General features: G+C 62.6%; 1 protein-coding gene and 1 pseudogene. Both read right to left on the bottom strand.

The features are described from left to right. A partial coding sequence (locus VJ923_RS12165; protein ID WP_407651381.1) for an MFS transporter occupies positions 1–571 on the bottom strand: 571 nt, incomplete at its 3' end. Positions 572–890: 319 nt separating this feature from the next. Further along, positions 891–1353, bottom strand: a pseudogene (locus VJ923_RS12160) (DMT family transporter); the annotation flags it as partial.

Below are 1353 nucleotides of genomic sequence, written 5' to 3'. Positions count from 1 at the left end.
CGTGGCCGAAGTTCATGAACATGACCGTGGCCAGCGTGGAACCCACGAGCAGGCCCACGGCAGTGGAGGCGGGCACGAGCGAGCAGTACAGACCGCGATGGTTGGCCGGGGCGTATTCGGCCAGGAAGGTGGCCGCGCCGGCGTACTCGCCGGAAGCGGAGAACGACTGCACCATGCGCAGGCACAGCAGCAGAATGGGTGCCAGAATGCCCACAGCCTCATAGGTGGGCAGAAGGCCAATGACGAACGTCGCGGCGCTCATCATGAGGATCGAGGTGGCAAGCGCCCACTTGCGGCCCTTCTTGTCGCCCATATGGCCCCAGAAGAAGGCGCCGACCGGGCGCATCAGGAAGGACAGCGCGAACACGCCGAAGGTCTCGAGCAGCGCTACCGTGGGATCGCCCGGCGGCATGAGCACGAGCGCGATGACCGTGGCGAAATACGAGTAGGAAGCATAATCGAACCACTCGATGAAGTTCCCGAGGAACGACGAGACCGCGACACGACGCAACGTCGCATGCTCTTCCTCGGGCGTTGGGGCGCTTGCCACCATTGTGTCGCTAGATGCCATGAAAATCACCCAGATCCTTTCCAAACCCCTTTTTACTTTGCGTAGTCCTCATAGGGACCACCCCCTAACAAAAGACGAGAGGCCCGCCTTCTCCATGGCTTCACGGAAAACAGCGGACCTCCTATTCCTGCGCCCTTGCCCTTTGGAAGGGCGCCTTAACACCTTGGTTCTTCCTTGTACCAGTGCCAGCCAGCTTAAGGAAGCGCCCGACCGAACGGCCGAGCCCCACAAAAGAGCCGGTGCGGCTCAGATGCGGGTTGCGCCTCGCGACGCAAAAACAAGGGGCGGCAACCCAGGCGGGCGCCGCCCCTCAAAGACCTTACGGCAGGTCCTGCGTATCGACCTCGGCCTGATTCTCGGCCTGGACGCTCTCGAGCGTCTTGTCGTCGACCGTGCCAGTGCCCTTGCGAGCGAGCATGGCCTTCACCGTCGGGAAGGCGCCGCCACCGCAAATCAGCAGCACGCCCAGCCAGCTGTTGATGGTCATGGGCTCGGAGAAGATCACGATGCCGATGAAGATGGCAACGGGAACTTCCCAGTAAGCGATGGTGCCGTAGTCCATAGCCGGCAGGTTGCGGCCAGCCACGAGCAGGGTGCCCAGCGCGATGGGGCCGCAGATGATCCACAGCAGAACCGCGCCGATCCAGTTGAACGTCGTGAAGTGAATGGACAGAGCCCAGTTCTCCATGCCGGGCTGAGAGCCCAGCGTGTTCAGGATGATGGTGATGATGCCCGCGCCCAGCACGGCGAAGATGAAGTTCCACACGCCACGGGCGGTGGTG

Source organism: Adlercreutzia shanghongiae, assembly GCF_035830635.1.
Classification (GTDB): domain Bacteria; phylum Actinomycetota; class Coriobacteriia; order Coriobacteriales; family Eggerthellaceae; genus Adlercreutzia; species Adlercreutzia shanghongiae.
This window is presented reverse-complemented; position numbering and strand designations above follow the sequence as displayed.